Annotated in this window: 22 protein-coding genes and 1 pseudogene; 13 read left to right on the plus strand and 10 right to left on the minus strand. The window is 72.4% G+C overall.

The genetic code is table 11. From position 1 onward, the window contains the following. Nucleotides 1–188 precede the first annotated feature (188 nt). Both AB0C22_RS02935 and AB0C22_RS02940 read left to right on the plus strand, forming a co-directional pair. Nucleotides 189–1,931: an Eco57I restriction-modification methylase domain-containing protein gene (locus tag AB0C22_RS02935; protein ID WP_357533140.1), complete on the plus strand. Its 1,743-nt coding sequence runs from the start codon at nt 189–191 to the stop codon at nt 1,929–1,931. Next, entirely contained in the window at nt 1,897–2,613 is a 717-nt protein-coding gene (locus AB0C22_RS02940; protein WP_357533142.1) for a PaeR7I family type II restriction endonuclease, read from the plus strand. Before AB0C22_RS02935 ends, AB0C22_RS02940 begins: the two co-directional genes overlap by 35 nt. A gap of 118 nt (nt 2,614–2,731) precedes the next feature. Here AB0C22_RS02940 and AB0C22_RS02945 read toward each other — a convergent pair whose 3' ends face one another. Both AB0C22_RS02945 and AB0C22_RS02950 read right to left on the minus strand, forming a co-directional pair. After that, on the minus strand, nt 2,732–3,028 hold the full coding sequence (locus AB0C22_RS02945; RefSeq protein WP_219466098.1) for a hypothetical protein: 297 nt from the start codon (nt 3,026–3,028) through the stop codon (nt 2,732–2,734). A 306-nt stretch (nt 3,029–3,334) separates the two neighbouring features. Continuing rightward, on the minus strand, nt 3,335–5,014 hold the full coding sequence (locus tag AB0C22_RS02950; protein ID WP_357533144.1) for a DNA repair helicase XPB: 1,680 nt from the start codon (nt 5,012–5,014) through the stop codon (nt 3,335–3,337). Between the two features lie 172 nt (nt 5,015–5,186). On the opposite strand from AB0C22_RS02950, the gene AB0C22_RS02955 reads away from it, so the two are divergent. Both AB0C22_RS02955 and AB0C22_RS02960 read left to right on the plus strand, forming a co-directional pair. After that, the gene (locus AB0C22_RS02955) at nt 5,187–6,074 is read left to right on the plus strand and encodes a L,D-transpeptidase family protein (protein ID WP_357533146.1); all 888 of its coding nucleotides are present in this window, start codon (nt 5,187–5,189) and stop codon (nt 6,072–6,074) included. A gap of 190 nt (nt 6,075–6,264) precedes the next feature. Continuing rightward, nucleotides 6,265–6,516 (plus strand): hypothetical protein, encoded by a 252-nt coding sequence (locus AB0C22_RS02960; protein WP_208565612.1) that lies wholly within the window; start codon nt 6,265–6,267, stop codon nt 6,514–6,516. Between the two features lie 62 nt (nt 6,517–6,578). Here the strand turns inward: AB0C22_RS02960 and AB0C22_RS02965 are convergent, their stop codons facing one another. After that, a complete protein-coding gene (locus AB0C22_RS02965; protein WP_357533148.1) occupies nt 6,579–9,041 on the minus strand; it encodes a helicase-associated domain-containing protein in 2,463 nt (820 codons plus the stop codon). A gap of 84 nt (nt 9,042–9,125) precedes the next feature. Between AB0C22_RS02965 and AB0C22_RS02970 the strand changes: the two genes are divergently transcribed. Both AB0C22_RS02970 and AB0C22_RS02975 read left to right on the plus strand, forming a co-directional pair. Beyond that, nucleotides 9,126–9,749, plus strand: coding sequence for an HAD hydrolase-like protein (locus AB0C22_RS02970; RefSeq protein ID WP_219466109.1), 624 nt, complete (start codon nt 9,126–9,128; stop codon nt 9,747–9,749). 29 nt (nt 9,750–9,778) lie between these two features. Then, nucleotides 9,779–10,165: a cold shock domain-containing protein gene (locus AB0C22_RS02975; RefSeq protein ID WP_204925856.1), complete on the plus strand. Its 387-nt coding sequence runs from the start codon at nt 9,779–9,781 to the stop codon at nt 10,163–10,165. On the opposite strand, the gene AB0C22_RS02980 is transcribed toward AB0C22_RS02975, so the two are convergent. Then, nucleotides 10,126–11,103 carry a 1,4-dihydroxy-6-naphthoate synthase gene (locus AB0C22_RS02980; protein ID WP_357533151.1) on the minus strand — a complete coding sequence of 326 codons (978 nt, stop codon included), beginning with the start codon at nt 11,101–11,103 and terminating at the stop codon, nt 10,126–10,128. The genes AB0C22_RS02975 and AB0C22_RS02980 overlap by 40 nt on opposite strands. 318 nt (nt 11,104–11,421) lie before the next feature. After that, nucleotides 11,422–11,628 carry a hypothetical protein gene (locus AB0C22_RS02985; RefSeq protein ID WP_357533153.1) on the minus strand — a complete coding sequence of 69 codons (207 nt, stop codon included), beginning with the start codon at nt 11,626–11,628 and terminating at the stop codon, nt 11,422–11,424. A gap of 367 nt (nt 11,629–11,995) precedes the next feature. Here AB0C22_RS02985 and AB0C22_RS02990 point away from each other — a divergent pair, with 367 nt between their 5' ends. Beyond that, nucleotides 11,996–12,988: a GNAT family N-acetyltransferase gene (locus AB0C22_RS02990; protein ID WP_357533155.1), complete on the plus strand. Its 993-nt coding sequence runs from the start codon at nt 11,996–11,998 to the stop codon at nt 12,986–12,988. A gap of 16 nt (nt 12,989–13,004) precedes the next feature. On the opposite strand, the gene AB0C22_RS02995 is transcribed toward AB0C22_RS02990, so the two are convergent. Together AB0C22_RS02995 and AB0C22_RS03000 are read right to left on the minus strand one after the other, a co-directional pair. Continuing rightward, nucleotides 13,005–13,655, minus strand: coding sequence for a futalosine hydrolase (locus tag AB0C22_RS02995; protein WP_357533157.1), 651 nt, complete (start codon nt 13,653–13,655; stop codon nt 13,005–13,007). Nucleotides 13,656–13,996: 341 nt separating this feature from the next. Next, nucleotides 13,997–15,394: pseudogene (locus AB0C22_RS03000) on the minus strand (MFS transporter); the annotation flags it as partial. An 86-nt stretch (nt 15,395–15,480) separates the two neighbouring features. Here AB0C22_RS03000 and AB0C22_RS03005 point away from each other — a divergent pair. Next, on the plus strand, nt 15,481–16,302 hold the full coding sequence (locus AB0C22_RS03005; protein ID WP_208565619.1) for a DUF3027 domain-containing protein: 822 nt from the start codon (nt 15,481–15,483) through the stop codon (nt 16,300–16,302). Between the two features lie 91 nt (nt 16,303–16,393). On the opposite strand, the gene AB0C22_RS03010 is transcribed toward AB0C22_RS03005, so the two are convergent. Then, nucleotides 16,394–16,651 carry a DUF2530 domain-containing protein gene (locus AB0C22_RS03010; RefSeq protein WP_208565620.1) on the minus strand — a complete coding sequence of 86 codons (258 nt, stop codon included), beginning with the start codon at nt 16,649–16,651 and terminating at the stop codon, nt 16,394–16,396. Nucleotides 16,652–16,740: 89 nt separating this feature from the next. On the opposite strand from AB0C22_RS03010, the gene AB0C22_RS03015 reads away from it, so the two are divergent. The 5 genes from AB0C22_RS03015 (at nt 16,741) to thpR (ending at nt 21,344) form a co-directional block, all read left to right on the plus strand. Beyond that, complete coding sequence (locus AB0C22_RS03015) at nt 16,741–18,219, plus strand: NCS2 family permease (protein ID WP_219466122.1); 1,479 nt, start codon at nt 16,741–16,743, stop codon at nt 18,217–18,219. Between the two features lie 125 nt (nt 18,220–18,344). Continuing rightward, complete coding sequence (locus tag AB0C22_RS03020) at nt 18,345–18,794, plus strand: MarR family transcriptional regulator (RefSeq protein ID WP_208565622.1); 450 nt, start codon at nt 18,345–18,347, stop codon at nt 18,792–18,794. Between the two features lie 66 nt (nt 18,795–18,860). Continuing rightward, complete coding sequence (locus AB0C22_RS03025) at nt 18,861–20,165, plus strand: MFS transporter (protein ID WP_219466125.1); 1,305 nt, start codon at nt 18,861–18,863, stop codon at nt 20,163–20,165. A 79-nt stretch (nt 20,166–20,244) separates the two neighbouring features. Beyond that, entirely contained in the window at nt 20,245–20,760 is a 516-nt protein-coding gene (locus tag AB0C22_RS03030; RefSeq protein ID WP_219466130.1) for a hypothetical protein, read from the plus strand. After that, the gene (gene thpR, locus AB0C22_RS03035; protein WP_357533160.1) at nt 20,757–21,344 is read left to right on the plus strand and encodes an RNA 2',3'-cyclic phosphodiesterase; all 588 of its coding nucleotides are present in this window, start codon (nt 20,757–20,759) and stop codon (nt 21,342–21,344) included. Before AB0C22_RS03030 ends, thpR begins: the two co-directional genes overlap by 4 nt. 120 nt (nt 21,345–21,464) lie before the next feature. Here thpR and AB0C22_RS03040 read toward each other — a convergent pair whose 3' ends face one another. Next, the gene (locus AB0C22_RS03040) at nt 21,465–22,451 is read right to left on the minus strand and encodes an aldo/keto reductase (RefSeq protein ID WP_208565626.1); all 987 of its coding nucleotides are present in this window, start codon (nt 22,449–22,451) and stop codon (nt 21,465–21,467) included. 61 nt (nt 22,452–22,512) lie between these two features. Continuing rightward, nucleotides 22,513–23,598: a septation protein SepH gene (gene sepH / locus AB0C22_RS03045; RefSeq protein WP_208565627.1), complete on the minus strand. Its 1,086-nt coding sequence runs from the start codon at nt 23,596–23,598 to the stop codon at nt 22,513–22,515. Between the last annotated feature and the right edge of the window lie 56 nt (nt 23,599–23,654).

The following is a 23,654-nucleotide window of genomic DNA, read 5'->3' on the forward strand; positions in this document are numbered from 1 at the left end:
CCCCGTTCGCCCCGGTGATCAAGAGGTTTGCGTCAACTTTGATCTTCAGATTGACGCAAACCTCTTGATCACCGGGGCTGGGTCGGCCGCGGTCGATGGGTGCAGGAGTCCACCCGGCGGTGACCGGTCGCCGCGTGGTCGGTGTGCTGGTCTGATCTGTGGCGGGCCTGCTGCCCTATGCTCGTCGGGTGAAGGCGGTGGCAGGGGAGACGCGGCAGCTCATGCTCGGCGAGATGCTGTCGTCGCTGACCGCCATCCCGGCGGAGTCGGTCGAGCACGGCGAGGTCTTCACCCGCCGTTGGGTGGTCGACCTGATCCTCGACCTGGCTGGCTACACCCCTGACCGCGACCTCGCGCCGCTGACGGCGGTCGAGCCGGCCTGCGGCGGTGGGGCATTCCTGGCCGCGATGGCCGCCCGGGTCAGCGACTCGTGCCGGAAGCACGACCGGCCGCTGCTCGACGCCAGGCGGGCGGTTCACGCTTTCGACCTGTTGACCTCGAACGTGACGGCCAGCAGAAGACTGGTGCGGGAGGTTCTGGTCAACGAGGGTTGGTCGCTTCCCGAGGCGCGCGAGGTGGCGACGGCGTGGGTTCGGCAGGGGGACTACCTGCTCGACCCGGACGTTCCGGACGGCGTGGACTTCGTCGTGGGCAATCCCCCGTACGTCCGACTGGAGGACGTGCCGGCGGACCGCATGCTCGCCTACCGTGCCGCCTGCCCGACCATGACCGGCCGCTCCGATCTCTACGTCGGCTTCTTCGAGCAGGGGTTACGTTCCCTGGCGTCGGGTGGGGTCCTCGCGTTCATCTGTGCCGACCGGTGGATGCGCAACCAGTACGGCCGGCAGCTACGGGAGCTGATCGCCGCCGGTTACAGCGTCGACATCACCGTGAACATGCACGATGTCGACGCGTTCGAGAGGCAGGTGTCGGCCTATCCGGCCGTCACGGTCATCCGCCGGGCCGGCCAGGGTGAGGCTGTGGTGGTGGAGACCCGGCGGGGGTTCGGGGCGCAGGACGCCCCCGGGTTGGCGGAGGCGATGTCTGCCCCGGGGTTACGGCCGGTGCCGGCGGCCGGGGTGAGCACCAGGTACGAGGTTGCCCGGCTGCCGCACTGGTTCACCGGGGGCGAGTCCTGGCCAGCGGGTTCACCGTCCCGGCTGGCGCTGATCGAAGAGCTGAATGATCGTTTTCCGCCATTGGAGGACGCTCACACGGGGACCAGGGTCGGTATCGGCGTGGCCACCGGTGCCGACAGCGTCTTCATCACGACGGACGCCGATGTCGAGCCGCGGCGGTTGCTGCCGTTGTCGATGGTCAGGGACACGACGTCGGGATGTCACTCCTGGTCGGGCCACTATCTGGTCAACCCCTGGGACGCGGATGGTCAGCTCGTGGACCTGGCGGCGCTGCCTCGACTGCGGGCCTACTACCAGCGACACTCGGCGGCCCTCAGGCGTCGGCATGTGGCCGGTCGGCGTCCCGCGCAGTGGTACCGGACCATCGACAAGGTCGACCATTCTCTGGTCGAGCGCCCCAAGTTGCTCTTTCCGGACATGAAGACCACGATTCACCCCGTCCTGGACAAGGGTGGCTTCTATCCGCACCACAATCTTTATTACATCGTCTCCGATTCCTGGGACCTCCGAGTCCTCGGTGGACTTCTGCTCTCGGGTGTCGCGCAGGCCTTTGTGGAGGCCTATGCCGTTAGGATGCGGGGCGGCACCCTTCGTTTCCAGGCCCAGTATCTGCGTCGGATCCGTGTCCCGCGGCCTGAGCTGATCTCGACCGCCGACCGGGCTGCTCTCACCAGCGCCTTCGACCGGCGGGACACTCGTGCGGCGACAAGGGTGGCGCTACGCGTGTACGGGATCGAAGAGTTCGGAGAGATGATCGATGGATCAGCACTCGCTCGAGGAGGCGGTGCGTAGCTCCTGGCTGGTGCGAGAATCGCAGGCCGCCAGGAAGGTGCTGTCGGGTCGGGCCGACACCGGGTTGCGAGGAGCGGTCACCGGCGGCGGTCATCTCGACGCCATCACGGAACTCCTCGCAGATGTCTTCCGTGATGCCGGGTTTCCTCCCGATGCGGTCCGCTGCAAATCCGGTGTGACACTTCCCGGTTACTTCCGGGCCGCCAAGCAGTGGGATCTCGTGGTGATCCACGAGGGTGCGCTCGTCGCCGCGATCGAATTCAAGTCGCACTTCGGCCCCTCGTTCGGCAACAACTCCAACAACCGCAGTGAAGAAGCGATCGGCAGCGCGGTCGACCTGCGGCAGGCGTACGACCATGGCCTGCTCGGGGCGGTGCGACCGTGGCTCGGCTACCTGCTGCTGGTGGAGGAGGAGCCCCGTTCCCTGCGGAGGAGTGTGCCGCGTAGCGGCACGTTCCCCGTCGACCCGGCCTTCGGCGAGACGTCGTACCTCGACCGGTACGTGATCCTCTGCAAGCGCCTCCGGAACGCGGGTCTCTATGACGCGACCTGTCTGCTGGCCTCCTCGCGGGAAGGCGATGCGTTTGTTCGGCAGCCGGATCCGGAAGTGGGATTCGCTGCCTTCGGCGCGGCCATCCTGGCCCGGATCGAGGAGATCGGCATCCCGCCCCGGCGGAACTGAGCCTTCCGGGCACGCCGTGATGAACTCAAGGGAGCCGATGTAGCGCTGCCGAGCAATCCCGGCGATGCTACATCGGCTCCCCTTAGTGGATCATGGTGGCGTATACCGGCGGGTGGGGTCAGCAGGTGGTGTTGCCGGCCGGGACCCAGCCGTCCAGGGACGGGTCCTCGGCGCCGTGGCCGTAGATCCAGGTGTCGTTGTCCTCGGAGGAGCCCTGGCCGTGCCAGCGGAACCCACGTCCGGCGGTCAGGGTGCGCAGCACCTGGCCGTGCGGTGCCGTGCGCAGCCAGGTGTTCTGGGTGAGGTTGCAGACGTAGCCGGGCGCGTCGCTGGCCGAGGCCGGCGCGGCGGCCACCGCGGTGCCCGGGACGGCGACGACCGCGATCGTCAGGACGTGCAGAATTCGGCGCTTCACTCGGATCCCCTTCGACGTGCCGGTGTCCACAGTCGACTGTGGACACCGTACCCGCCGGGGGAGACGACCGCCTGTCGGGCGGGACGACCCCGGCTGAGCGAGTCGAGGAAATGCCGGCTGAATCGCTGACGTCATCAGCTCCAAAGGACGCACGAGGGACAACCCACCCCCGCCGCACGCAGGGCGAGAGGACCGACGCAACGGGGCCCGGGCGCGCGAGGGACCAGCGCACCCCGACCCGGCCGCAGCCGCCCTGCGCGTGGGGCATGCCTGCCGCGACCGGCTGCCGGCACCCCACCGCGCAGGTCAGTCGACCGTGGGCAGGGGCGGGCCGAGGACGTCGTCGGCGTCGACGATGGTGTACGCGTACCCCTGCTCGGCGAGGAAGCGCTGGCGGTGGGCGGCGTACTCGGTGTCGATGGTGTCCCGGGAGACCACCGTGTAGAAGTGCGCCTGCCGGCCGTCGGCCTTCGGCCGGAGCACCCGACCCAACCGCTGGGCCTCCTCCTGCCGGGAGCCGAACGTGCCGGACACCTGGATCGCCACCGCCGCCTCCGGCAGGTCGATGGAGAAGTTGCCCACCTTCGAGATGACCAGGGTCCGCAGCTCGCCGGAGCGGAACGCGTCGAACAGCCGCTCGCGCTCCTTGTTGGTGGTGGAACCCTGGATGATCGGCGCGTCCAGGTACTCCCCGAGCTGGTGCAACTGGTCGATGTAGGCCCCGATCACCAGCACCTGGTCGTCGGGGTGCCGCTGCACGAGGGCGCGGACCACCGGCAGCTTCGTGCGGGCGGTCGCCGCCATCCGGTAACGCTCCTCCGCCTCCGCCGTCGCGTACGACATCCGCTCCGCGTCGGTCAGGGTGACCCGGACCTCGGTGCACTCGGCCGGGGCGATCCAGCCCTGCGACTCGATGTCCTTCCACGGCGCGTCGTACCGCTTGGGGCCGATCAGGCTGAACACGTCACCCTCCCGGCCGTCCTCGCGGACCAGGGTGGCCGTCAGGCCCAGCCGGCGGCGGGCCTGGAGGTCCGCGGTGAACCGGAAGATCGGCGCGGGCAGCAGGTGCACCTCGTCATAGACGACCAGACCCCAGTCGCGGGCCCCGAACAGGTCCAGGTGGGTGAACGCGCCGCCGCGCCGCGAGGTGAGCACCTGGTACGTGGCGATGGTGACCGGCCGGATCTCCTTGCGCTCGCCGGAGTACTCCCCGATCTCCTCCTCGGTGAGCGAGGTGCGGGCGATCAGCTCCCGCTTCCACTGCCGGCCCGCGACCGTGTTGGTGACCAGGATCAGCGTGGTCGCCTTCGCCTCGGCCATCGCCGCCGCGCCGACCATGGTCTTGCCCGCGCCGCAGGGCAGCACCACCACCCCGGAACCACCGGCCCAGAACGCCTCCACCGCCTCCCGCTGGTACGACCGCAGCGTCCACGGCTTGCCGCCGTCCTTGCCGGCCTCGGCCAGCTCGATCTGGTGCGCCTCACCGTCGACGTACCCGGCCAGGTCCTCCGCCGGCCAGCCCAGCTTGAGCAGCGCCTGCTTGAGTCGACCCCGCTCGGACGGGTGCACCCGGATCGTGTCGTCGTCGATCTTGTCACCGAGCATCCCGGCGAGCTTCTTGCTCTTGGCGACCTCGATCAGCACCATCCGGTCCAACCCGCGCAGCACCAGGCCGTACGCCGGGTCGTTGGCGAGCTGGAGCCGGCCGTACCGGTCCATCGTGTCGGCCACGTCCACCAGCAGGGCGTGCGGCACCGGATAGCGGGAGTATTTCAGCAGCGCGTCGACCACCGCCTCGGCGTCGTGGCCGGCGGCGCGGGCGTTCCACAGGCCCAGCGGGGTGAGCCGGTAGGTGTGCACGTGCTCCGGGGAACGCTCCAGCTCGGCGAAGGGCGCGATCGCCATCCGGCAGGCCTGCGCGTCCGGGTGGTCGATCTCCAGCAGCAGGGTCTTGTCCGACTGCACGATCAGTGGTCCACCGCTCACGCCAGGTCCCTCTCCTCGGCCGGATTCCCCGATCTGCGGCGGATCCCGCCGCAGGTCGACCATCCAGTGTTGCACGGGGGTGGGAGACTGCCAGAAAATCTTCGCAATGGGTGCAACGTTTCCCGGGGGACACACGTCTACCAGTGGGACGACCGATCCGGGGAGGCACACGATGCAGGTCCGCCACAGAGCCCGGGTCGTCGCCCTGGCCATGGTCATGCTGGTCGGCGCGGGTGGGTGTGCGTCCGTGCCGCAGGCCGACCCGGGTGGCACTGGAGGAGGGCTCGCCCCGGTCGGCAGTGCGGAACAGGTAACGGGGGCGGGCGCTGGCTCCCTGCCCGACCAGCTGACCGGGTCCGACACGAAGCCCCGGCACCGGGAGAAGCCGCAGCAGAAGGTCCGCGCCACCAAGACCCCGAAGGCGTCGACCGGGCGTCGCCCGCGTGTCCCGCAGAAGTCCAACCAGACCCGCTGCCAGCTGGGCGAGCACCAGCGTGAGGTGGAGACGTACCTGGCCCGGCTGGGCGGGTTCGGCACGGTCACCGTGGACGGTCGGCAGACCGACGCCGACTGCGCCGCGATCAAGAAGTTCCAGCAGCGGTACGACATCCGCCCCGCCGAGGGTCGTGCCGGCCCGTTGACGCTCGACGTGGCGAAGCGACTCGCCACCACCGACGTCAAGCGCTGCTCCGCCGGCTCCGGCACCACCTTCTGCGTGGACCTCACCCGGCAGACCACCTGGGTGATGCGCGACGGCAAGGTGGTCGCCAAGCCCACCGTCACCCGCACCGGAATGGCCGGGTACGCCACCCCCGCCGGCACCTACAAGGTGAACCTGCGCAACCTCAAGGAGTGGTCCAACCCGTACGAGGTGTGGCTGCCCTACTGGCAGCGCTTCAACGGCGGGATCGGCTTCCACGAGACCACCACCTACCTGCACAACGCGGGCATCGGTTCGCACGGCTGCGTCAACCTGCTGCACACCGACGCGGTGCGCTGGTGGGAGCTGGGCAAGGTGGGCTCCCGGGTGGTCCTGGTCGGCCGCCGCCCCGGCACCTGACCCGCACCTCCTGCGCCCCTGCCCGGCAACACCGCCGCGCCGGCCCTGACCCGTCTCGCCGCAGCCCGTCTCGCCTCCGGCACCTCGGTAGTTGTCCATAGGGGCCGGATCGGGGGTATTTCCCCCTGTCCGTCCTGGCAACCGGGTGCCACCCTGGAAGTCAGGGGCCGGACGGGGTGGGAGGGCTGGGATGACCGTCGATCACGAGATGATCGCCGAGGACGCGTCGAACGGCGACCGGGTGACACCGACCGACGAGGTCTCCACGGCCACCATGGTCGGGTACGCCGTCGCCGGGATCGCCGTCGTCGGCTGGTTCCTCTTCGGCTGGTTGGTGCAACGGCAGGGCTTCATCGACTCGGTCGGTGAGGCCGCCGGCACCGGCTTCGCCCTGCTGCTCATCGTCTCCGTCGTCGGCACCGTACGCCGCAGCCGCCGCTGAGCGTCGGCAGTGACCGTCGCGCCGCACGTCGGCCACGGGTGACGGGGGTGCCGGGGTGCCGGTCAGTCCTCCCGCACCGCCGCGGTGATCCGGTGCAGGGCGAAGGTGTGCAGCATCTCGGTCCGCTCGTCCTCGGCACGCAGGTAACCCGCGCCGATCGACACCGGCCGCAGCAGCCGGGACAGCGTCGCCCCGTGCGCGTCGACGTAACCGACCCAGACCAGCGCCTTGTCCCGGACCGCCTGCTGGAGCACCGCCAGGGCCTCGGCGTGACCGTGCGCGGGTAGCGGACCGGCCGCAGCCCGGGCCGCGCCGCCGCGGACCACCGCCGGGGCCCGCCGGGCCGCCCGCGCCGCCGCCTCACCCCGCCGGATCTGCTCCACCACACCGAGCAGCCGGGGCAGCGCCAACCGGGGCGTGGCCAGCGGGTCCACCGCCCGGCCGGTCGGCACCCGGGCCGGGGCCCGCCGGACCCGGGGACGGGCCAGCACCATCGTGCCGCTGGCGTCCTCCGGCACCGGGGCGTACCCGGCGTCACGCAGTGCGGTCAGCATCCGCCCCACCTGGTAGGACGTGCACAGCACCGTCGGGGCCAGCCGGCGGAACGCCAACGGCGTCAACCGCCGGTCGGCCAGCACCTCCGCCAGCAGCGCCTCGTCGTCACTGCGCACGTACCCACCGGCGGAGCCGACCCGCAACCCGCCGTGCTGCCGGGCCACGTCGTCCACCAGGTAGGTCAACCCCTGCGGGATCGGGGTACGCGACCGGCGGCGGAACAGTTCGTGCAGGTCGTCGGCGGTGTAACCGGCGTCAAGGGCCCGCCGGACACTGGCCGTGGTGACCCGGTGCACGCTGGCCCCACCCGCCGACTCCGGCTCGGTCACCGCCTCCAGCTCACCGGCCAACGTCGGGTCCGGTGGGCCGGGCACCACCACGCTCAGGTCGGCCTGCACCAGGAAATGGTCGACCGGGGCGGGGAGCAGGGCGTCCAACGCCCGCACCGTGCCCGAGGGGTCACCGCTCTCGGTGTCGGTGCGCAACCCCAGCGGGTCGTCCCCGCCCCGCTCGTCGGGCTCCGTGACGCTCGCGAGCAGCAGCCGCCCGTACGAGGTGAGCGCACCGAGGCCGGTCACCCCGAGCCGGGCCGCCTCGGTCAGCACCTCCCGGTGTGCGGCCTCCCGCCCCCTGCTGCGCCGGGGTGCCCGCCAGTCGAGCAGCGCCAGCACCTCATCGACGGTGGGGGCGGTACCCGGTTCCAGGTCGGCCAGCACCCCGAGCACCGCCCGGCGGGCGGCCGGCGCACCGGCCCGTTCCGCCTCGGCGGAGAGCACACTGATCGGCCGGTCCCGGTCGTCGCGCTGCCCCACCAGGCCGGCCTGCCGGCTCATCGTCAACCAACCCCGGGCCAACTGCTCCCAGCGGTGGGCCAGCGACATCGCCCGCCACACCTCGTACGCCCCGGTGGGCAGCACCTGCTGCTCTCCGCCGTAGCGGCTGGCGGCGGCGGGCAGGTCCAGCTCACCGAGGAGACCGGCCGCGTACGCAACCTCGACCAGGAGCGCGGTCGTCGACTCGTCCAGGGCCACCGCACGGGCCAGCCGGCGCAGGTCGCGGACCCCGACCCCGCCGGAGCGCAGCACCGGGGCCGGCTCGCCGGTCAGCTCCTCCAGCAGCGCCTCGGTGTGCCGTACCACCTCCATGGTCTGCCCGACCCCGGCGGAGTCGGCGGCCTTCGGTTCGCGGGGTGGTGCGTCGACCGGGGGTGGGCTGGTCCGCAGCGGCCCGAGCGGGCCGGTGTCGCGGCGCAGCAGCAACCCCACCTCGCGGGGCAGCTCGACCGTCCCGGCGGAGACCGCCACCAGCAGCCGCGCCTCGACCAGCCAACGCACCGGCGACCCGGTCGGGGCACCGCCGTTGGTGGGGTCGGGCGGCAGGTCGGCCTCCGCGCCGAGCGCCGGGGCCTGGAGTGAGCCCGGCGGCACGCTGCCGACGGGCGGGCCGGCGGCGAGCCGGTCCAGGATCGCCCGCGCCGACGGGGGCGCGGCGAGCAGCGTCCGGCGCAGCTTCGCGGCGTCCGCACACAGCGCCGCCGCCCGCGGGTCCAGCTCGTCGGCCGGTCGCCCCAGCCCCGCCGGGTACGGGGCGAGCTCGTCCACGCTGCCGGCGACCCGCAGCGCCTGCTCCGGGCCGTACAGCAGGAACCGGGCGCGGAGCCGGTCGAGCGCACTGCGGACGGTGGTCGGGGCGGGTGGGTGCGGCCCGGCGGTGGCCATGGCGAGCACCGCCTCGGTGGAGCTGGTGCCGTCCGAGGGGTGCCGGGTGAGCCGGGCGGCGTCGAGGATCTGGAGGGTGAACTGGTCCAGCCCGTCGAGCGCGCGGGCGACCGACACCCGCGACTCGGCCCGCAGGGCGAGCGCGGAGACGTCGGCCGGCACCGGTACGACGAGGTCGGGGCGCAGCTGGAGCAGCGCGGCGAGCGCCTCGTCGGGCAGCGCGCGCAACTGGTCGGCGAGTGAGGTGGTCATCGTCGTTCCACGCTAGCCCGCAGGCGGGCGATTGCGCCCCCCGGACGTCCGGCTCGGACTGACCTGTCCGGGTACCTTCGCAGAATGTCCGCGCTGATGGTCGGTTTCGACCTCGACATGACCCTGATCGACTCCCGCCCCGGCATCGCCGCCGCCTACCGGGCGCTCACCGCCCGCACCGGTGTGCCGGTCGACGCCGAACTGGCGGTCTCCCGGCTCGGTCCGCCGCTGCGCACCGAACTCGCCCACTGGTTCCCGACCGAGCGGATCGAGGAGGCGGTGGTCCTCTACCGGGAGCTGTACCCGGCGTACGCGATCGCCCCGTCGGTGCCGATGCCCGGCGCCCGGGAGGCGGTCGACGCGGTGCACGCACACGGCGGCCGGGTGATGGTCGTCACCTCCAAGATCGGCCGGTTGGCCCGGCTGCACCTGGACCACCTCGGGCTGGCGGTCGACGAGTTGGCCGGGGACCTGTTCGCCGAGCAGAAGGCGACGTCGTTGCGGGAGCACGGTGCCGCGCTCTACGTCGGTGACCACGTGGCGGACATGGTGGCGGCCGGGGCGGCCGGTATCCCGGGGGTGGCGGTGGCGACCGGCCCGTGCCCGGCGGACGACCTGCGGGCCGCCGGAGCGCAGCTGGTCCTCGACGACCTCACCGGATTCCCGGCGGCGCTCGACCGGATCATCGGGCTAGCCTTGGAGCAGTAGTCGTATCGAGTGAAGCAGGGGTTTCCAAGGTGCCGACGGGTCGAGTGAAGTGGTATGACGCGGCCAAGGGATACGGGTTCGTCACCAGCGACGAGGGTGGCGACGTGTTCCTGCCGAAGGGCGCGCTGCCGGCGGGTGTCACCGACCTCAAGGGCGGTCAACGGGTCGACTTCAGCGTGGTGGACAGCCGGCGTGGCGCCCAGGCGATGGGGGTCAAGCTGCTGGACGCCCCGCCGTCCATGGCGGAGCTGCGCCGCCGGCCGGCCGAGGAGTTGCACGGTCTGGTCGAGGACATGATCAAGGTGCTGGAGGCGAAGGTGCAGCCGGACCTGCGCCGGGGCCGCTTCCCCGACCGCAAGACCGCGCAGAAGATCGCTCAGCTGGTCCACGCGGTGGCCAGCGAGTTGGAGGTCTGAGGCACCAGCCCAGCGTCGGCAGCCCGGCCCAGCAGCGCCTCCACGGCGGCGAACCCCGCGTCCCCCAGGTCGGCGGTGAACTCGTTGACGTAGAGGCCGATGTGCCGGTCCACCACGTCGGGCTCCATCTCCTGCGCGTGCGCGAGCACGTACCCCCGGCTGGCCGACGGGTCGGCCCACGCCTGGCGTACCGACTCCCGGATCCAGCCGGCGGCGGCCACCGGATCGACCGTGCCCTTGCGGGCCAGGATCGCCCCGAGCGGGATGGGTAGGCCGGTGTCGGCCTCCCACCACTCACCCAGGTCCACCAGCGCGGTCAACCCGTGCCGGTGGTAGGTGAACCGGGCCTCGTGGATCACCAGGCCGGCGTCGTAGCGGCCGGCCGCCACGCCCGGCATGATCTCGTGGAACGGCACGATCTCGATCCGGGCCGGTGGCTGTCCCGCCGACCAGAGCCGGAACAGCAGGTACGCGGTGGTCCGGTCACCCGGCACCGCCACCGTGGCCCCGCTCAGGTCGACCCGGTCCGCCCGCCCCGCCCCGCCGGCTGCGCTGGCCGGCCGGGTGGCCGTGCTGGCGGGCCCGGTTGCCGTGCTGGCATCGGTGGTGGCCCCGCCTGCGGTGGTGGTGCCGTCGGTGGTGGTGCCGTCGGTGGTGGCGTCCTGAGCTTCGGTGCCACGGGTGAGTACGAGGGGGCCGCAGCCCCGGCCGAGCGCACCGCCGCAGGGCAGCAGGTGGTAGTCGTCGAGCAGCCAGGGCAGCGCCGCGTAGCTGACCTTCACCAGGTCGAAGGCCCCCCGTTCGGCGGCGGTGTTGGTGACGTCGACGTCGGCGAAGGTCACCTCGACCGGCGGCGCACCCGGCACCCGGCCGTGCACCAGCGCGTCGAAGACGAAGGTGTCGTTGGGGCAGGGGGAGATCGCCAGGGAGAGCGCCACGCCCCCACGGTAGCGCCGCTGCGGCATCCGCCCCGCCATCCCCCGATGTGACGCCCACCCCGCCCACCCCCGGCGGCCGTTCTGGCCGGTGGGCCCGTTCTGGCCGTGCGCGGGCCCGTTCTGGCCGGCGGGCCGTTCTGGCCGTGCGGTGGGCCCGTTCTGGCCGGTGGGCTGTTCTGGCCGGGTCGTTCTGGCCCGGTGGGTCTCACCCGCTCGGGAGGACCTGCGTCCGGCTCGTGATCCCACCAGGCCCGGGCGGGGCGGGGCGGGGCGACGAGTACTACGTGTGCGCCCTTTCGAGCTGATGACGCCATCGAGTCAGCGCGGGCCGAGCGGCAGCGGGGTCAGCCTGGGGTCGAGCGGCAGCGGGGTCAGCGTGGGGCGGGGCGGTGGCGGGGTCAGCGTGGGGTAGGGCGGTGGCGGGGTCAGCGTGGGGTAGGGCGGTGGCGGGGTGAGGGTGTGGCGGAGTGGTGGCGGGGTCAGCGTGGGGCGGAGCGCCGGGCGCGGAGGTGACGCGTACCCCACCCTGGCCGAGGCGTGGTGGTTTGACCTTTTCTCGGTATGCCCGGGGCCGCGCTACCCGGCCGGACACCGGTGTCGAGACCATGGCGGGCTGACGACCCGGGGCATGAGCCGGAAGCGGCCCGGGACTCCCTCACCGGTCTCAAGACCCATCCGTCTTTCAAGACTTATCTATCTTTCAAGACCTATCCGTCACCGACGTCTTTGGTCGGTATGCCTGGATAGACCAATCCGTGAATCGCTGACGTCATCAGCTCTAAAGGACGCGAGCTTGCTACCTTGTCCCCAGCTCCACCGGTTTTCCACAGGGTTGTCCACAGTCGGAGATGAGGTTGTTGAAGCCGAGGCGTAGCACCGGGAGCATGGTGGTGTGACGACGGAGGAGGCCCTGCCGGCCGATCTGGGCCGGACGGTGCGGGCGCTGCGCCGGGAGGCCGACCTGAGCCAGCGGGAGCTGGCCCGGCGTTCGGGGGTGCCCCAGGCGACCATCGCCCGGATCGAGTCCGGCAGTGCGGCCGATCCACGGTTCCACACGGTCGAGCGACTGGTGCGGGCCGTCGGTGGCACCCTGACGATCTCACTGCCCACCACCTCACTGCCCACCACCTCACCTCCCGCGCCGACCGACGCCCCGCCCCCGACGGACGCCCCGCCCCCGACCGACGGCCCGCCCCCGCCCGCAGCCCTGCCCCCGATCACCGCCACGTCGACCGTCCAGGCGCCGACCGCCGGGGTGACCTGTTCGCTGCCGCCGGTGCCGCACGACGACCTACGGGACACCGCCGGTCGGCGCTATCCGGCCCACCTCGACGTCTGGCCGGTGCGGGAGCCGAAGGACTGGCCGGGTGCCTGGTGGGCGGACTGGTACAACCTGCCGCCCCCGCTGTGGCCGCTGCGGTTGCCGCCGGCGGCGTATGAACGGAACCGGGGTTACCGGGACCGGAGGCGGGCGGCGGAGCGGGTCCGTCGGGACGCAACGGTCCGCTGGGTGATCGGCGACGGCCGGCCCTCGACGGCCTGGCGGTTTGTGGCCGAACTGCCCGACGGCACCCTGCTGGGGGAGTTGCGTGCCCACGAGCGTGATCCGCAGCTGATCTACGGCGACGACCTGGACTGGCCGCGCGAGCTGGTGCTCGACGGGGTGTTGGTCGCGGCCGGGCACCGTCGGATCGGCATCGGTGGCCGGCTGGTGGCGGCCATGGCGCAGCGGATGGAGGACATGGGCATCGGCCTGGTCCACACGGTGGTCGAGGACCAGTTCAGCAGCTCTTTCCTGGCATCCTGCGGTTTCCGGGTGGCCGCCGGTCGCCCGCTCGCCATGTCCCTGCGACGCCCGGTCGGCCCGGCACCCCGACCGCCGTAGCACCCGTCCGCATCTGTCAGGACAGCGCGCGGGCAGCCTGGCTCAGGGCGGTGAACGCCTCGCGCATCCGCCAGCCGTCGCGGTCCCGGGGACCGATCGGATTGGAGACGGTACGCAGCTCGACGAAGGGGAGGCCGGCCTGCGCGGCGGCGACCGCCACCGCGTACCCCTCCATGGCCTCGGCCACCGCGTCGGGGTGCCGGTCGGCCAGGGCGGTGGTGCTCGCGGCGGTGCCGGTGACCGTGCTGACCGTGAGCACCGCCCCGACGACGGCCGTCGGGAGGGCGGCGCGTAGCGCGCCCAGCAGCGCCGGGTCGGTGTCGATGGTGGGGCCGCCACCGAGCAGTTCCGGGGGCATCCCCAGCTCGTCGACGGGGATGAAGCCGGTCGGGGACTCGGCCCCGAGGTCCGCGGCGACGCTGCGGGAGGCGAGCACCGTTGCGCCGACCGGGGCCCGGCCGGCGAAGCCCCCGGCGATCCCCGCGCTGACCACCGCCCGGTACGGACGACCGGCAGCCTCGGCCAGAGCCAGCAGGCGGGCCGTGGCGGCGCCGGCCACGGCCGGTCCCACGCCGATCGTCCGGACCGTCACCGTCGGGTCGGCCAGCCCGGCCCGGACGGCCTCCGCCTCGGCCGGTACGGCGGTCAACACCAGCAGACCCGTCACGACACCGACCCCGGCGACTGCCGTGGCTGGTCGTCGACACCGCTGCCCGGGACCGCCGAGGACGGCCGGTAGATGTGGTAGCCCGGCGGGGCCAACCCGTCGTCGTGCCGTCCGGCCGCCCCGCTCGGGGCCGGTGAGGTCGGTGCGGCCCGGGCCGCCGCCTCGGTCGCCTCGTCGTCGGCGCTGTCGGCCGGACGATCGCCGGCCATATCGACCCGCGTGCCGGCGGAACGACCGGCAGCGGCGTCGGTGGAGCCGGCGGCAGGACCGGGCGGGTCGGTCACCCCGGAAGCCGGGTCGGTCGTCCGCGCGGCAGTGGTGTCGGCCCGGTCCTGGGCGGCCAACTCCTCGTCGGTCAACGGTCGGCCCAGCAGCCGCTCGGCGCGCAGCCGGCCCGCGACGACGATTCCCCGCGCAGCGGCGAGGACGCCCACCCCGGCGGCGACCGCGATGCCGATGCGGCCCTCGAACGGGACGAGGCCGAGCCCACCACCGGCGACGAAGGCGAGCATCAGGGCGGTCTCGGAGTGGGCGAAGGAGCTGGCCCGCAACCGTTCGGGAATGCGTTCCTGGATCGAGGCGTCGACGGCGAGCTTGGCGATGCCGCTGGACAGGGCTGCGACCAGGCAGAACAGCGCCACCATCGGCAGGGAGAACTTCAGCACGGTCAGGATGCCCACCCCGGCCACGATGATCATCGTGCTGGACTGGATCGCCGCCGGTCGGTGGATCCGCAGCCGGGTGCCGACCGCGGTGGCCAGGAAGCCGCCGATCGCCAGCGCCCCGCCGATGATGCCCAGCGCCGCCTGGTCGCTGAGCCGGCGGCCGAAGAGGTCGTTGGTCAGGTCCCCCTTCTTGAGCGCGAACGCCAGGAAGAGCAGCAGGAAACCGTAGAGCGCGCGGACCCCCGCCGCGCCGATCAGGGTGGCGATCACCAGTCGACCCGCCGGCCGCCCCCGGCCCAACGGGCGGTCCCCCTTGCGGCGCAGCGCCCGCAGTGGTCGGGGCACCCGCTCCGGTGGCTCGGAGTCCGCCCGGGGCGGCAACCGCAACGCGATCACCATGCCGACCAGGAAGATCACCGAGGCGACCCGGAGTGGCCACTGCGGCCCGAACCAGAACGCCGCCAACCCCAGCGGGGCCACCAACGCCCCGGCCACCGTGCCGTAGACACTGGCCCGCGCCCCCACCTGGGACAGTCCGAGCCCCTCCGGCAGCAGTCGGGGCACGGCGGCGGACCGGGCCACCCCGTACGCCCGGGACAGCGCCAGCACCCCGAACGCGGCGGGATAGAGCCCGAGGCTGCCGATGTAGTCCGAGATCAGCCAGGCCAGGAAGGCCCGGCCGAGCATGGTGGTGGCCAGCGCGTACCGCCGGCCGTGCCGGAAGTGGTCGAGCAGGGGGCCGACCACGGGTGCCAGCATCGCGAACGGCACCATCGTGACCAGCAGGTAGAGCGCCACCTTGCTGCGTGCCTCACCGAGCGGGACGTCGAAGAAGATGGTCCCGGCCAGGCCGATGGCGATCAACGTGTCCCCGGCACAGGAGACGGCGTGCAGGTCGAAGAGGCGGACCATGCCGGTCTCTCCGCCGGCACCCTTCGCGCGGGCCGAACCGGCCCGTCGGGTCATCCAGCGTCCGCCGTTGACCGAGCCGCGCAGCAGCAGGCGGGTGGCGCGGATGCCGGTGCCGACGGTCCGTCCCAGTACGGACCGCCCGGAGCGGGAGAACAGCGGCATGTGCACCATCCTCGCCCATCTGATCCAGGTGTGCCGCACCACGGGGGAAGACTCACTCGGGGAGTGCCTGTCGGTGCGTGCCGCGCATGGGGAACAATGGTCGGGTGACCAGGCCCGCTCCCGCTCGTGCCGCCCGCCTCGACCAGGTCTGCGCCGCCGCCGTCGAGGTGGCCCGCGACGCGATCACCGAGGTGGAGCCCGCCGACATCGGCGACCACCTGCGGGCTGTCGCCGAAGGTGACCGGGTGGTCACCCATTATTTCGAATGCCTGCTCGGTGGTTACCGGGGTTGGCGCTGGGCGGTGACCGTCACCCGGGTCCCCCGCAGCCGGCAGGTCACTGTCTGTGAGACGGTGCTGCTGCCCGGCTCGGACGCGTTGCTCGCGCCCGGTTGGCTGCCGTGGCAGGAACGCCTCCAGCCGGGTGACCTCGGCCCGGGTGACCTGCTCCTCACTCCGTCGGACGACGACCGGCTCGCCCCCGGCTACCTGCTCTCCGACGACCCGGCGGTCGAGGAGACCTCCTGGGAGTTGGGTCTCGGCCGGCCCCGGGTGCTGTCCCGCGAGGGCCGGGCCGAGGCGGCCCAGCGCTGGTACGACGGCGACCACGGCCCGTCCGCCCCGATCTCCACCGCTGCCCCCGCCTCGGCCCGCTGCGGCACCTGTGGCTTCTATCTGCCGCTGGCCGGTGCGCTGCGGCAGGCGTTCGGGGCCTGCGGCAACTTCTACGCCCCCGACGACGGTCGGGTGGTCAGCGCCGAGCACGGTTGCGGCGCGCACTCGGAGACCCTGGTGGAGACCGCCGAGCCGGCGGTCGACGAGCTTCCGACGGTGTACGACGACAGCGCGGTCGAGTCGATGACGGTGGACGGGGCATCCGACCCGGCGGAGGAGTCCGAGCCGGTGTAGCCGTCCGGCCGGTCCTGGCTGCGGGGCCGGTCCGCCGGCAGGCGGGCTCGGCGTGGGCGTGACGCCCCGGACGCCCGGTGTGCGGGGCGGGTCAGTCCTGCCGGGCGGATGCCCGACGGCGACGACGGTGGGCGTCGTGCCGCATCATCGTGGCCAGACCGGGAAAGCCCCACAGGAACCCGGCCAGGCAGGTCCAGAGCCAGTCCTGGTGGCCGTGTTCGGTGAGCCAGCCACGGAAGAAGACCAGCATCAGCAGGCCCACCACCGCCCAGGCGATCAACCCGGCCACCGCGAACGGGACCATCGGCGGGTCGAGTGGCTCGGGTCGTGGTGGTTGCTCCTGCGGCACGGGCAGAAGCGTACCGCGAAGCATCTTCCCGGCCCGCCGCTGATCTGGGACGATGCGCGCGACAACGGTAGATCACCTGCGAGGACCTGATGGCCATAGCGCCGCCGGACAACGGCATTCCTTCTGATCCCGCCCACCCCCGGAACGGTTTCGACCGTTTCTTCGAGATCTCCGCCCGTGGCTCGACGATGAGCCGCGAGGTACGGGGTGGTCTGGCGACCTTCTTCACGATGGCGTACATCGTGGTGCTGAACCCGCTGATCCTGGGCGGAGCCGCCGACGGTGACGGCAAGAAGCTGTCGATTCCCGCCCTGGCCGCGGCGACCGCGCTGGTGGCCGGCCTGATGACGATCCTGATGGGGGTCGTCGGGCGGTTCCCGATGGCGCTGGCCGCCGGTCTGGGGGTGAACGCGCTCGTCGCGTTCGAGATCGCCCCGCAGATGACCTGGGCGGACGCGATGGGGCTGGTGGTGATCGAGGGTGTGCTCATCGCGATCCTCGTGCTCACCGGCCTGCGTACGGCGGTGTTCCGCTCGGTCCCAACGCAGCTCAAGACCGCGATCGGGGTGGGCATCGGGCTGTTCCTGACCATCATCGGGCTGGTCGACGCCGGTTTCGTCAGGCGGGTGCCGGACGCGGCGAACACCACCGTGCCGGTGGGGCTCGGCATCAACGGCAAGATCGTCAGCTGGCCGATGCTGGTCTTCGTGGTCGGCCTGCTGGTGACGCTGGTGCTGGTGGTGCGGCGGGTGCGCGGCGCGATCCTGATCGGCATCCTGGCCTCGACCGCGCTGGCGATCATCGTGGAGGCGGTCGCCAAGGTGGGGCCGTCCTTCGTCGACGGCAAGCCCAACCCGCACGGCTGGTCGTTGAACGTGCCGAAGCTGCCCGAGCGGATCGTGGACATCCCCGACCTGTCGCTGCTGGGCAACTTCAACGTGCTGGGCTCGTGGAGCCGGGCCGGCTGGTTGATCCCGCTGATGTTCGTCTTCACCCTGTTGATCACGGACTTCTTCGACACGATGGGCACGATGGTCGCGATCGGCCAGGAGGGGGACATGCTCGACGAGCAGGGCACCCCGCCCCGGGCGAAGGAGATCCTGCTGGTCGACTCGATCGCCGCGGCGGCGGGTGGCGCGGCGAGCGTCTCCAGCAACACGTCGTACATCGAGAGTGCCTCGGGGGTCGCGGAGGGTGCCCGGACCGGGGTGGCCAACCTGGTCGCCGGTGGGCTGTTCCTGCTGGCGATGTTCCTGTCGCCGCTGTCCACGGTGATCCCGTTCGAGGCGGCCTCGACGGCGCTGGTGGTGGTCGGCTTCCTGATGATGACCGCGGTGCGGACCATCGACTGGACCGACTACGAGATCGCCATCCCGGCGTTCCTCACCATCACCCTGATGCCCTTCACCTATTCGATCTCCAACGGCATCGGGGCGGGCATCATCAGCTACGTGCTGCTCAAGCTGGCGAAGGGCAGGGCGCGGGAGATCCATCCGCTGCTCTACGCGGTGGCGGTGCTGTTCGTGCTGTACTTCCTGCGCGGGCCGATCGAGTCCGCGCTGGCGTAGCGCCACCCGTCGGTCTCCGGGCCGGGCGACCCGTCAGGTTGCCCGGCCCGCAGCGGCGGTATTCCCCTCGTGAGCATGGTCATATCGGATGTCGTTAGCCAGGCTCATTAGTTAGGCTAACGACTGTGACGGAGCGGACGGTGACGGCAAACCGCGTGCCACCGGCGCAGCTGGCACCCCAGTTGCGTGATGCGATCACCCGACTCAACCGGCGGGTCCGGCAGGCCCGCCCGGTCGGCGACCTGACGGTCACCCAGCTCTCCGCGCTCACCAGCCTCCGGCTGGCGGGCGCGCTGACGCCCCGGGAGCTGGCCGACGTCGAACGGGTCCAGCCACCGACGATGAGCAAGATCGTCGCGAAGCTGGAGGAGCGCGGCCTGGTGCAGCGCACCCCCCACCCGACCGACGGCCGGCAGGTCATCCTGGCGGCCACCGAGTCAGGCCGGGCCGTGCTCGACCAGTTCGAGCGGGCCCGCGACGAGTGGCTTGCCAGCCGGCTGGCCGCGCTCGCGGAGGACGAACGCGACACGCTACGGCGGGCCGCCGAGATCCTCCAGCAGCTCGCCCGCGCCTGACGCCCCACCGGGTCCGCGCCGTCCGCCGTCGATGACGCGTACGCGACCCGAGGAGGCGCACCAAGAGTGCAGGCGAAGCTGAGCACGATGTTCCAGTCCCTACGAGTCCGCAACTACCGACTCTTCGCCACCGGACAGCTGGTCAAACTGATCGGCGTCTGGATGATGTTCATCGCCCAGGACTGGCTCGTCCTTGAGCTTTCGGACAACTCCGCCACCGCGCTCGGCGTGGTGACCGCCCTGCAGTTCACCCCGGTGCTGCTGCTCACCCTGCTCTCCGGCCGGCTCGCCGACCGCTACGACAAGCGGATGCTGCTCTTCGTCGCCAACGCCTTCTGGACGGTGCTGGCGCTGGGGATGAGCCTGCTGGTGCTCACCGGCCTGGTCGAGCTGTGGCACGTCTTCGCGTTCGCCGCCCTGCTCGGCACCGCCAACGCGGTGGAGACCCCGGTCCGGCAGGCGTTCGTCAGCGAACTCGTCGGCACCACCCTGCTGCCCAACGCGCTCTCCCTCAACGCGGCGGTGTTCAACTCGGCCCGGATCATCGGCCCCGCCGTCGCCGGCCTGGCCATCGCCGCGTTCGACGTCGGCCCGGTCTTCCTGTTCACCGCCGTCAGCTCCGTCGCGCCGTTGGCCAACGTGGTCCGGATGCGCCCGGCCGAGCTGTACCGCAAGGACCTGCTCCCGATCGGCGAACGGGACTCGGCAAAGATCATCGACGGGTTGCGCTACGTCCGGCAACGCCCCGACCTGCTGCTGCCCATGGTGGTCATGTCGGTGATCGGGATGTCGCTGTTCAACTTCCAGCTCACCCTCGCCGCACTGGCCAAGACGGTCTTCCACACCGGGGCCGCCTCGTTCGGCCTGTTCAGCACCGCGCTGGCGGTCGGCGCGCTGGTCGGGGCGCTCGCCGGCACCGGACGGCGCAGCCGCCCGTCGGTATGGCTGGTGCTCGGTGCGGCCGTCGGCTGCGCGGTCTTCGGCACCCTGGTCGGCCTCGCCCCGGCGTACTGGCTGGTGGTGACCCTGCTCATGCCGACCGGCTTCTTCATGGTCTTCTTCGCCCAGGCGGCCAACCAGCGGGTGCAGCTCGGCACCGACGCGGCCTTCCGGGGCCGGGTGATGGCGCTGTGGGTGCTGGTGTTCCTCGGCACCAACCCGGTCGGCGCACCGATCATCGGCTGGGTCGCCGAGACCTTCGGCGCCGGCGCGAGCATCTGGATGGGTGGACTCATCTCGCTGGCCACCGCCCTGCTCGCGCTCACCTGGCAACTGCGGCGCTCCGGGGCCCGACTGCGCTTCCGGGTGCTGCCGATGCCCCGCTTCTACGTGGTGTCCCGCCCCCGCCTGCTCACCCCCAGCGGGCGGTGAGCGGTGGGGCGGACACGCAGAGCGTGCAGATAGCAACAAAGCGGTGGCGCGCGGCCCCGCCGGGCCCTAGCGTCGAGGTGTGGCAGGCGGGAGCGCGCTGACGCTGATACTGGCTATCCTCGCCGTGGCCTGCCTGCCGGTGGCCTTCGCCCTGCTCTTCTGCCTCGACGAGATCGCCGACCGGGTGGCCTGCGGCTGGGCCGAGTGGCGGGAACGCCGCCGGGAACGCCGCACCATCGCCCGCCTCGACCGGGCCCTCGCCGCCGACCCGGCCACCCGCGACATCGACCTGACCGAGCTGGACCGGGCCGACCGCCGCCCCCTCGAACTCCTCGCCGCCGACCTGCGCCGCCTGGGCCAGCACCGGCTCGCCGCCGGCGGTCGCTCGGTGGTCTGGCACAGCTCGGTCATCGAGGCGTACGACGACCGGCTCCGCGCCGCCTGCCGGGCACTGGAGATCCCCGAGCACCTGGCCGAGCTGACCGGGGTCGACCGGGAGATCGAACGGGTCCGGGTCGAGGGCGTGCTGGCCGCGGCGGGGCTCACGCTGCCGACCACACCCGCCGACCGCCGCCCCCGTGACCGGCGGGCGTGAGACTCTTCGTCGCGGTCCACCCGCCACCGTCCGCCGTCGCCGACCTCACCGCCCGGGTGTCCCGGCTGCGGGTCGGCACAGCCGGTGCCGCCGGCCTCGACGTACGCCTGGCGCAGCCGGCACACCTGCACGTCACGCTGGCCTTCCTCGGTGAGGTCGAGCCCGGCCGGCTGCCCGAGGTGGCAGGTGCCCTCGGCGCGGCCGCCGAAGCCGCCCGCGCCGGCTGGACGCACCCACCCCTGTTACGGCTGGGCGGCGGGGGCCTGTTCGGGCAGGGCCGGTCCACCGTGCTGTGGGTGGACGTGCGGGGTGAGGTGACCGCGCTGCGGACGCTGGCCGGGCTGATCCGGGCCGAGCTGGACCGGGCCGGCCTGCCGTACGACGGGAAGCCGTTCCGTCCACACCTGACGGTGGCGCGGCCCGGTGACCGGCTCGACCCGTCCGAGGTGGACGCCGACCGGCTCGCCCTCGACGCCCACCTCGGTCTGCGGTGGCCGGCCGATGAGCTGGTGCTGGTGCACAGCCGCCCCGGCCCCCACCACACCCCCCTCGCCACCTGGCCGCTCCGCCCCGCACCCTGCTGATCATGACGATCGGGACCGGGCCCGGCGGGCGACGGTTCCGTGACGGCGACGCGAAGGGGGGTGCAGTGGCGGTGTCCGAGGCGCTCGGATGCCGCTGTTTGGTCCCCGTCGGGGGACCGGTCACCAGGCCCAGGCCTCCGGGCCGGGACCACCGTTGCCGACCGGCGGGAACAACTCGTCGAGCCGCTGCTCCGTCGCCTCGTCGATCTCCACGGTCAGCGCGCCCAGGGTGTTGTCGAGCTGGGCGACGGTGCGCGGGCCGATGATCGGGGCGGTCACCCCGGGCCGGGAAAGCAACCAGGCCAACGCCACGTCGGCCGGGTCGTCACCCCGTTCGGCGCAGAACTTCTCGTACGCCTCGATGGCCGGCCGGTGCGCGGCGAGCCCGTCGGCGGCCCGGCCGGCGGTGCCCCGCGCGGCCCCGCCCTCGGCCATCTTGCGCAGCACCCCGGAGAGCAGCCCCCCGTGCAGCGGCGACCACGGGATGACCCCCAGCCCGTAGTGCTGCGCGGCCGGGATCACCTCCAGCTCGACGTGCCGGGTGAGCAGGTTGTAGATGGACTGCTCGGCGACCAGGCCGAGGAAGTTGCGCTTCCCGGCGGCGGCCTGCGCCTGGGCGATGTGCCAACCGGCGAAGTTGGACGACCCGACGTAGATCACCTTGCCCTGGGCGACCAGGGTCTCCATCGCCTGCCAGATCTCCTCCCACGGGGTGCTGCGGGAGACGTGGTGCATCTGGTAGAGGTCGATCACGTCGGTCTGGAGCCGGCGCAGCGAGTCCTCACAGGCCCGGACGATGTGCCGGGCGCTCAGGCCTTGGTCGTTGGGCCACTCGCCCATTTTGCCGAAGACCTTGGTGGCCAGGACGACCTTGTCCCGCCGGCCCCCGCCCTGGGCGAACCAACGACCGATGATCTGCTCGGTGATCCCCTCACCGGTCTGCCAGCCGTAGACGTTGGCGGTGTCGAAGAAGTTGATGCCGTGTTCGAGCGCCCGGTCCATGATGGCGAAGCTGTCCGGCTCGGAGGTCTGCGGCCCGAAGTTCATCGTGCCGAGGCAGAGCCGGCTCACCGACAGACCGGTACGTCCCAGATTCGTGTACTCCATGGGACCACCCTGACACGCGCGGACCTCGAGTGCCTCACGATGCCAGAGTGGCCCACTGCGATCAGGAGGACTCGCGGGCCGCCGGGCCGGTGCCGAACAGGACGTCGTCCCAGCTGGGCAGGCGCTTACGCGGCTTGCCCGAGGCGTCCGTCGACTCGCCGCCCGCAGCGGCCGCCGCGGCCGTGCCCGTGCGGCGCGGCCGGAGCACGGCAAGCGACGGCACGGCCGGGACCTCCTTGGGCGCGTCCGAGTCGTCGTCGAAGGCGGAACCCTGCCCACCGCCGAGCAGTGCGGCGGCACCACCGCCGACGGCCCGCTGACGGGGCGCGTCGGAACCGGCCAGCGCGGCCGGGGAACGCGGGTCGAGACCCCGCCCCGAGGTGCCGCCGAGCGGACGGTCCAGCGACGCGAGCAGGGCGTCCCGCCCGGCCCGGATCGGGTCCCGGCCCGGACGGGCCTGCTCGCTGGCGGCCGGCAGGCCGTGTCCGCCCCGACTCGGCTCGCCCCGCGACGGGCCGGGCAGCGCGTGGCCGCCCCGTTCCGGTGCCGGCTCCTGGCCGAGGATCGGCGTGGGACGCTCGGCGCACAGGTACTGCGCCATGTCGTCGTGCGGGGTGACGTTCTGCCGGAGCTTGTCGAGATCCCAGACGGCCTGCGCGGTGGCCTTGCCGGACGGCCAGGTGGCGATGATCCGCCAGGTGCCGTCGTCCCGCCGGAACGCGTCCCAGGAGATCTTCTCGGTGTCGATGCCGTGCTGGGCCAGCCGACCGTTGACCACCTCGGCCAGCGGGGTGGCCTTCTCGGCACCCTTGAGCCGGGTGCGCCGGGCGTGCTGGGCGAGCATGGCCCGCTCCTGGAGCACCGGGCCGGCGTAGCGCAGCACCCGGTCGACGGGCACACCGGCGATCCGGGCGACGTCCTCGGCGGACTCGCCCGAACGGATGCGGGCCTGGATGTCCCGAGGGGACAGTGACGGGGTCGGATCGACCCCGGTGGGGACCACGGTGAGCGGCGGCGCACCGGGCTCGGCGTGCAGCACGGTCGCGATGCGTTCGTCGATGGGGAGGGCGAGCAGACGCCCGACCTCGTCGGCGAGCACCAGCGCCTGGCCGTCCTCGGAGAGGGCGACGAAGCGTACTGGGCGCATGGCGTAGCCTCCGTCCCGCTTCGCTGGCCGTCACGCCACGAGCCGGCCACCCGGGC

This window comes from Micromonospora sp. NPDC048894 (assembly GCF_040649765.1).
Lineage (GTDB): Bacteria > Actinomycetota > Actinomycetes > Mycobacteriales > Micromonosporaceae > Micromonospora > Micromonospora antibiotica.